This is a genomic window from Bacillus sp. AR8-1, assembly GCF_008042345.1.
Classification (GTDB): domain Bacteria; phylum Bacillota; class Bacilli; order Bacillales; family Bacillaceae_G; genus Bacillus_A; species Bacillus_A cereus.
The window spans coordinates 1-8,418 of the sequence record NZ_QNUB01000020.1 but is presented as its reverse complement, the minus strand read 5'-3'; the positions used below and the strand labels follow the sequence as shown (position 1 = coordinate 8,418).

Sequence of the window (8,418 nt, the reverse complement as noted above, 5' to 3'; positions counted from 1 at the left end):
CTTATGTTAACATCTTCATTAGTTAATGTCAACTAAGTTTTTCATTTCGTTTGTCGCTTGCGACGTTAATGTCATCGGCGACTTGTCCTATATTACACCCCTGTAGATCAATCGTCAATACTTTTTATCTTTTTTATTTTATAAATTATAAAAGCTTTGCCCTCTCTTAATTTCTAACACATCCTTAGAACTTCATAAACGTATGTATTCAAACTAACAATCTGCAGACTACACTCTCTAACTTAATACTAATACTTTTCTAAAGAATGAATGCGAGACCAAGTAAATATATATTAAGGATAATATTTTTTCTTTTAGTACGCCCCCCTTCTACTCATCTCTAGGGGATTATATATAAAACATTTCTCTTCTTTACCTTTAATCAACAAAAAGGAAAAGAAATCTAATAAACTTAGGAGGCGTTATGAAATGCATGTTAATAAAAAGATAATTTATGTATCCCATGATGCCCATTTCCACGGAGCACAGCTACTTTCTTTACATACTATTAAGGCTCTTAAAGAAAACTTTGATTACTCTGTTGCAATTATTTCTATTGGATCCGGTATTTTAATTCCCGATTTCCAAAAGTACGGTCCTGTTTATTGTCTCGAGCAAGATTATCAAACAAAAGAAAAGGTCGAATTATTAATAAAGGATTTATTATCACAGGATTTTACCCTCGCCATATGTAGCACTGTCATAAGTGGCGATATCGTCGCATTACTAGCTAGACACAATATAAAAGTTGTTTCATTAATACATGAATTACCGCATTTAATACAACAGTACTCTGCTGAAGGGAAAGCTAAAAACATCGCTGAATTTGCTTACAAAGTTGTTTTCCCTTCACAATACGTACAAGAAAAATTTCGTACAATCACTGAATTGGATCCTCAAAAATGTCACATTCTCCCTCAAGGTTTGTTTAACCACAATCCTTATAAGAATAATATCGCAAAAGCTAGAAATGAGTTACGTAAGAAGCTTAACCTGCCTCTAGATAGCAAAATCATCCTGGGTGTAGGCTTCGCAGATTATCGAAAAGGAATCGATCTATTCTCACTTATCTCTTACTCAGTAAGAAAGACTCACAAGGATATTCATTTTATTTGGGTAGGGAGAACAGACGTTCAATCCCTGAATACACTGCCCCCTAAACATAAAGCACATTTCACAGTAATCGATCCTACTCCCGATATCGGATTATATAACGCCGGAGCTGACTTATACTTATTAACTTCAAGGGAAGATCCTTTTCCAAATGTTGTTTTAGAAGCATTAGATGCAAAACTTCCTGTTATAGGGTTTAAAAATGCTGGAGGTTTTGAGGATGTTGTTACAGAAAAAACTGGTGCCTTAGTAGACTTTTTAAATTTACCCAAAATGCTAGAAAAAATATATGAATTTATTCATGATGAGGGATTACGATTACAAAAGGGAAGCTTTGGCCAAGAACTTATCGAAAAAAACTTCAATTTTCTTACTTACATTTATCAATTACTAGATCTTCTCGAACATAATTACAAAAAGATAAGCGTAATCATACCAAACTATAATTATGAAAAATACTTACCTGATCGAATCGAATCAATATTAAACCAAACCTACCCTCTTTACGAACTAATTTTCTTAGACGATGCCTCCACTGATCATAGCGTATCAACATTTAAAGAACTGCTCTCAAAAGAAAATAAGATCCATCTGAAGGTTCAACAGGTTATTAATGATACAAACTCTGGTTCTGTATTTAAACAATGGATAAAAGGCGTCACTGCAGCAACTGGTGATTATATTTGGATTGCAGAGGCCGATGACTTATGCGATAAGACATTTTTACAAGAGGTGATGCAGGGGTTTTATATAAATAACAATATTGCCTTAAGCTACACACAATCAAAACAAATAGACGAACAAGGAAATGTATTGGCTAATCATTATTTAAATTACACAAATGATATCGATGAAGAGAAATGGAAAGCCCCCTATTTTCGAAAAGGCGTCGACGAAATACAAGATACGTTACTTATCAAAAACACTATACCTAATGTCTCGAGTGTAGTTTTTAAAAATATAGATATGAAGAAAACAGAAAAACAGTTAGAAAAGTTCAAAATAGCTGGTGACTGGTTCTTCTATGTTTCTCTTCTTACAGAGGGAGATATTTACTTCAATCCAGCCCCCCTAAACTATCATAGACGACATTTAAATAGTGTAACAAGAACAGAAGATTCATATTCCCATTACAATGAAGTTGTGCAAATGCAAAATTTCATTAAAGAAAGCTTTACTATCGATGACATTTCTAAAATGAAAATGTATACATATAGAAAGTATCTTAAAGCATACTTAAAAATTTAAACGTATGCTTTCTCTGCCATCAATATCTCTTGTAAGGCGATACTATTATTTAAGGGGGAATACTCTTTGAAAGACTTTATAGAGGAACATAAAGATTTAATTTCTCAAATCGCACACAGCTACAATGTAAATGCAAGTATCCATCCTGAGGATCATATCTTTCAGTTCATTGTCACTAATCCCGTTTTCCCATCAAAAAAAGAAGCGATAGATTACTATTTTAAAGACGGGCAAAACTCAGCACAAATACTCTTAGACTTAATCACTTCCCTTTATCCTCCTACAGGCAATCCAATCAAATTGTTAGAGTTTGCATCTGGATACGGCTGCGTAACACGTCATTTATTAAATCTACAAGCGAATTTGAGTATAACCGCTTGTGATATACACGAAGAGGCCATTTCCTTTATTGAAAACAAATTAAATAATCCTTCTATATTATCTCATCTTGAGCCCGAACAGTTAAAATTAGACTCCTCTACGTACGATATTGTTTTTTGTCTATCCTTTTTTTCTCATATGCCTGATACAACTTGGTTTCGTTGGCTTCAAACATTGTATAACGCTGTTTCACCTGGTGGTTTATTCATTTTCACAACCCATGGCTATCAAAGTAAAAAATATTTCGGGTTTCCAAATTTAAACGAACAGGGCTATTGGTTTCTCTCTTCTAGTGAACAATTCGATTTAGATGTTAATCAGTACGGACAAACGATAGTTAGCCCCTCTTACGTATGTGACAAAATTAAATTATTGCCCTATAACCCAATCATCAAAAAGTATACTGAAGGATTTTGGTGGGAACATCAAGACCTTTGGGTAATAGAAAAAGAAGTAAAATAATAAACCACGCTCTGCTTAAATACAAGTAGAGTGTGGTTTATTATTTTTTACTATATAAGAACTCTTCAATCCATAGCTTATTTAATCTAATCCCATTTTTAAAATCTATTTTAGGTTCCCAATTCAATTCTTGTTTTATCTTATCAATATTTAAAATGATTCTTTGGACGTTCTCTTGTTTTTGTTTATAACAGATAAAATCCACTTTTCTTTCTGTTATTTTCTCTAGTTCCACAATAATTCGTTTTAAAGAAAGACCTTTGCCACTCCCTATGTTATATACGCAAGATTTCAATTGATTTAATTGTGCTAGTTGTATAGTAATTTCAACTAAATCATCGATATAAATATAATCTCTAATAATCTCCTCTGGATTCCCATATATATTAATCCTTTCATTACTGAGATGCTGATACAAAAAACAATTTATCGCCCCAACTTTTTTTAAGGGGTTTTGGTATTTTCCATACGGATTAGAATATCTACATACAACATAATCTATTCCATATTTTCTCTTATAAAAATACAAATAATTCTCGAGCGAAACTTTTGTTATTCCATACGGGGAAAGTGGTCTTAATGGATGTTTCTCATCAATAGGCAAATATTCAGGTTCACCATAAACTGTGCCTCCCGAAGAAGCTAATATAATTTTTTTAATACGAAAATCTTTAACACTTTCCATGAAATTAAGAAAAAATAAACTGCTATTAATATCGCCGAAAACATCTTCAATTGAAGTTGCTACGTTAGACGTCGCAGCTAAATAAATAATAATATCTATATTCACTAAAGCCTTATATATATCCTCAACATTTTCTAAATCACCTTTAATAAATTCAACTTCACTTATAATATTTTGAGGAAAATTATTTATATGCCTGGAAAATACTTTTACATTTTGCCCCTGTTTCAATAAACCCAATGCGAGGTTGATACCAATGAAACTATTTCCACCTACTATTAAATAATTATTCTTCCTCATAATATCATCTCTCTAGTAATAAATTTTTCCCATCGTCAAACCTAAAAACATACACAAATAAACTGGATCATTTCGATTATTCATCTTCTTATCATTGTATGTTTGTTATAAATTTTCATTATCTTTATTTTCTATTTTCATTTTGGAAGAACTTCCTTATTCAGATTGACTGCAAAAACACTCATAATATTTACTCATCCCCATGAATATATTTAATAAACAATCCTCACTTGTTTAACCCATAAAAAAACTTCTACATACACAAGGTTCTCAAAAAAAGGAGTGCGAAACTCATGAAAAATATAAATCAAGAGCTTTTAAATCATGTAATTCTACATAAAGACCGAATTCCGCATTACCATAAAGACTTTCCCCTTATACTATTTTGGAGTCACAGAAGCGGATGCACCGCATTAGCTAATTGGTTCTTTTTTCAAATTGGATTATTTACTGAAGCAAAGAAATACAATGACTTTATTCATTACTATGAATTCTGGGTGTATAAGAACAATATAAATTACATACCAGAGTTACAGAATGGTCTTCTAGAAGGTAAAAAGGATGTTTGTAAACTTGTGCGAAATCCCTATACAAGGGCTGTCAGCTCATTTCTATTACTTGCTGACAATCCATACGCTAGCCCCCAATGGGAAAGTATCCGTCATTATTTTTATAATGATAAATATAGTAATCAAGGAATATCATTTAAACAATTTTTATATTACGTTCAGGCATTTGGTTCCAATTCCCTAGCAATAGATATACATTTTAGCCAACAATACGTCCCTGGTGAAGAAAACTTCATCCAATGTTATATTCCTTTAGAAGATTTTAATGCACAAATCACCAAACTGGAACACACGTACGATTTGATAAAATCCAATTTAGCACTTCTTACAAATTCAGATCATCATCGCGCCCACAAGATGATTTATGCAGGGAGCTATGCAGAACTTAGCATTACAGATGAAGCCTTCCCACGATTTCCAACATACGAAAGCTTTTATGATAAAGAAACTATGGATTTAGTTACAGAAATATATGCACAGGACTTTGAAATGTACCCATACACGAGAGGGATACTTTAAGTCTATACATTTTTCTATGAATAAAAGCTAATGCATCGCATAGCATAAAGTGAAACTTTAATTCGAGTCGGGTTCTCTTCGACTGATTATTCTCTTTTCCTAATCGCTATTTTAAGAGATACCTAACTTTCACCTATTCCCTTTGATTTCGCCGATTGTTGACGTGTATCATACTTTCCATAAATAGATTGCATGTAACATAGGAGTGATGTCGTGTGGAAATCAATTTGAAACACAATAATGGGTACTGCGTTATTTGCGAAAAGAAAGCTACATTTATAGAGCATAATGATTGGCTTAGAGATCATTATTTATGTTCTACATGTAACTCTATCCCAAGGCAGCGAGCTTTAATCCATACTTTACACACATTTTTTCCAAAATGGGATTCCTATAGTATCCACGAATCCTCTCCTGGAGGAATTACAACTCAGCTACTATTAAAAAACTGTAAAAACTATACATATTCTCAATACTTTAAAAACTATCCTCTTGGCCAATACTTTCAAGGAATTAGATGTGAGAACTTAGAAGACATGACTTTTGAAAATGAATCTTTTGATTTATTCATTACTCAAGACGTTTTTGAGCATGTAATGACGCCAAACAAAGCCTTTAAAGAAATAGAACGAGTATTAAAACCTGGCGGCGCTCATGTATTTACTGTCCCTTGGTATCATACACTCACAAAAACTGTGCAAAGAGCAAGATTGAATAAAGAGGTGATTGAATATATTGAAGAGCCCATTTATCACGGAAACCCTATTGATGAGAATGGGTCTTTAGTAACGTTCGATTGGGGGCAGGATATGATTGAATATATTTATACACACACAAATATGTATACCATTGTTTATTTACAAAAGGATAGATCACTCGGGTTAGATGCTGAATTTTTACATGTTTTTATTAGTAAAAAGCAAGAAAATAAGGTTTAATCACTATATAATTCGGAGGTTTGACAAATGCATAACTTTAAGTTAGGAAGTGATTTTGATAATCTTGTTAATTCACTATCTGATGTTGAACTTCTAAATTTATTTATACAAAGTTGTTCCCAAACAACGATAAATGGGGTTCCCGTACCTAGGTTTCCTCCTGAAGAAATTCAAAAACAATTTGTAGGTGCTTCCTATGAACATGCTCTTTATGAAGCATATTTATTTTATAGCTATATAAAACAATACGCCCAGAATTTAGGTGTTCCCGTGAATAAAGAAAGTAAAGTTTTAGACTTCGGCTGCGGATGGGGAAGAATTATACGCTTCTTATTTAAAGATGCTTCTGATCAAAATTTACTTGGCATTGATGTGGATCCTGCGATGATCACACTTTGTAATGAAACACTAGGAAGAGGGATATATAAAACAGCAAGTCCACATCCCCCTGTAGAATTTATTAGTGACAATTCATTAGATATCATATTCGCTTATTCTGTATTCTCACATTTATCCGAAGAAACTGCTGAAAATTGGATAAAAGAATTTTCAAGAGTTCTTCGCCCTGGTGGAATTTTCATCGCAACAACACAAGCGCGCTATTTTCTTGATTTTTGTCAACAATTCCACGAACATCCTGAATTAATTCAAACAGGATGGCATAAAACTTTATCTCAAGCTTTTCCAGATATACATCGCGCTATCTCGGATTATGAAAACGGAAAATTTGTCCACAGCGCTACTGGTGCAGGGGATGTTAGAAATAGTAGTTTTTACGGAGAAACCGTTATACCTAGGACTTATATTGAAAATCATTATGAGAAATATTTAAAGCTACAAGACTTTTTTGATGATGTAAATCGATTACCTCAAGCCCTCTTTGTCCTTCAAAAAATTTAATTCCTTTTATTCAACGTAATACACTTAATTTCATGACGAAAAGCACTTTCTATTTCAGCTATATATCAAATTACCTAATACTCTCTTATTAAGTAAGCTGTAAAAACAAATTCAATACATACCATAAAAAAGCAGTAAACAGCTAACATATCTCTTGTTTTAAAATTGCTCCACCAAATCAAGAATACCTTCCCAACAATTGAACTACGAAAAACATGAGGGGGATATACTTTGAAAATAATCGCTTTTTACTTACCACAATTCCATCAAATTAAAGAAAATGATCGATGGTGGGGGAAAGGATTTACTGAATGGACAAATACTAAAAGTGCACGCCCTTTATTTTCAGGACATTATCAACCGAGGGAACCTTATCAAGATTTTTATTATGACTTAACTAGCCCCTCCGTAAGAAAGTGGCAAGCAGAAATCGCTAAAGCATACGGTATATATGGTTTTTGTTATTATCATTATTGGTTTAAGGGAAAAAGACTATTAGAAACACCCTTTAATGACGTACTAAAGATGAAGGAACCTGACTTCCCTTTTTGTCTTTCTTGGGCAAATGAACCATGGACAAAATCTTGGGATGGTCTCGATAAACATATATTAATGCCTCAAGATTACGGAGATATATCTGATTGGAAGGAACACTTTGATTATTTATTACAGGCTTTCCAAGATGAGAGATATATTTATATAGATGATAAACCTCTATTCATTATTTATCGTCCAGGACATATTCCTGATTGTGAAAAAATGCTTAATTACTGGAATGCATTAGCGCGAGAAAATGGTTTAAAAGGCATATACTTTGCTGAAACATTAAACAGTTTTCCACTACCTAATATAAATGGATTCGATGCTAGCATTCAGTTTGAACCTTTCTATACAATTGCCCATGATAGCTCTTCAGACATAAATAAGGTCATATATGATTCTGATATGCAATTGAATGTTTGGGACTACGATAAAGTATGGATGTATATATTACAACGATCGCTCCCAAAGAAAAAAACATTTCCTGGGGCTTTTGTTGATTGGGATAATACTGCACGACGTAAAAACGCAAATAGCAGCATCTTTGTAGGTTCTACCCCTGAAAAGTTCACCATATATTTAAGCAAGCAAATTCATCGTACTTACTCTTTTTATAACAGCGAGTTTTTATTTATTAACGCATGGAATGAGTGGGCTGAAGGAACTTACTTAGAGCCAGATAAAAAATATGGATTTTCTTATTTAGAAGGAGTTAAAAATGCAATTGATAGAGGTATGAAAGCATACAAAAAAGACGAGTCAT

Annotated in this window: 7 protein-coding genes; 6 read left to right on the top strand and 1 reads right to left on the bottom strand. The window is 32.9% G+C overall.

The genetic code is table 11. From position 1 onward, the window contains the following. Nucleotides 1-429 precede the first annotated feature (429 nt). Nucleotides 430-2,361, top strand: a complete 1,932-nt coding sequence (locus DN400_RS16655; protein WP_147801762.1) for a glycosyltransferase — start codon at nt 430-432, stop codon at nt 2,359-2,361. A 66-nt stretch (nt 2,362-2,427) separates the two neighbouring features. Continuing rightward, complete coding sequence (locus tag DN400_RS16650; protein ID WP_065229657.1) at nt 2,428-3,204, top strand: class I SAM-dependent methyltransferase; 777 nt, start codon at nt 2,428-2,430, stop codon at nt 3,202-3,204. 40 nt (nt 3,205-3,244) lie between these two features. Here the strand turns inward: DN400_RS16650 and DN400_RS16645 are convergent, their stop codons facing one another. Next, nucleotides 3,245-4,189, bottom strand: a complete 945-nt coding sequence (locus DN400_RS16645; RefSeq protein ID WP_001230828.1) for an NAD-dependent epimerase/dehydratase family protein — start codon at nt 4,187-4,189, stop codon at nt 3,245-3,247. A 293-nt stretch (nt 4,190-4,482) separates the two neighbouring features. On the opposite strand from DN400_RS16645, the gene DN400_RS16640 reads away from it, so the two are divergent. From DN400_RS16640 to DN400_RS16625, 4 genes are all read left to right on the top strand, one after another. Next, entirely contained in the window at nt 4,483-5,277 is a 795-nt protein-coding gene (locus DN400_RS16640) for a sulfotransferase family 2 domain-containing protein (protein ID WP_000790050.1), read from the top strand. Between the two features lie 215 nt (nt 5,278-5,492). Continuing rightward, nucleotides 5,493-6,215 (top strand): class I SAM-dependent methyltransferase, encoded by a 723-nt coding sequence (locus DN400_RS16635; RefSeq protein WP_000405127.1) that lies wholly within the window; start codon nt 5,493-5,495, stop codon nt 6,213-6,215. A gap of 27 nt (nt 6,216-6,242) precedes the next feature. Next, entirely contained in the window at nt 6,243-7,115 is an 873-nt protein-coding gene (locus DN400_RS16630) for a class I SAM-dependent methyltransferase (protein ID WP_000551407.1), read from the top strand. A gap of 231 nt (nt 7,116-7,346) precedes the next feature. Continuing rightward, a partial coding sequence (locus tag DN400_RS16625) for a glycosyltransferase WbsX family protein (RefSeq protein ID WP_097913987.1) occupies nt 7,347-8,418 on the top strand: 1,072 nt, incomplete at its 3' end.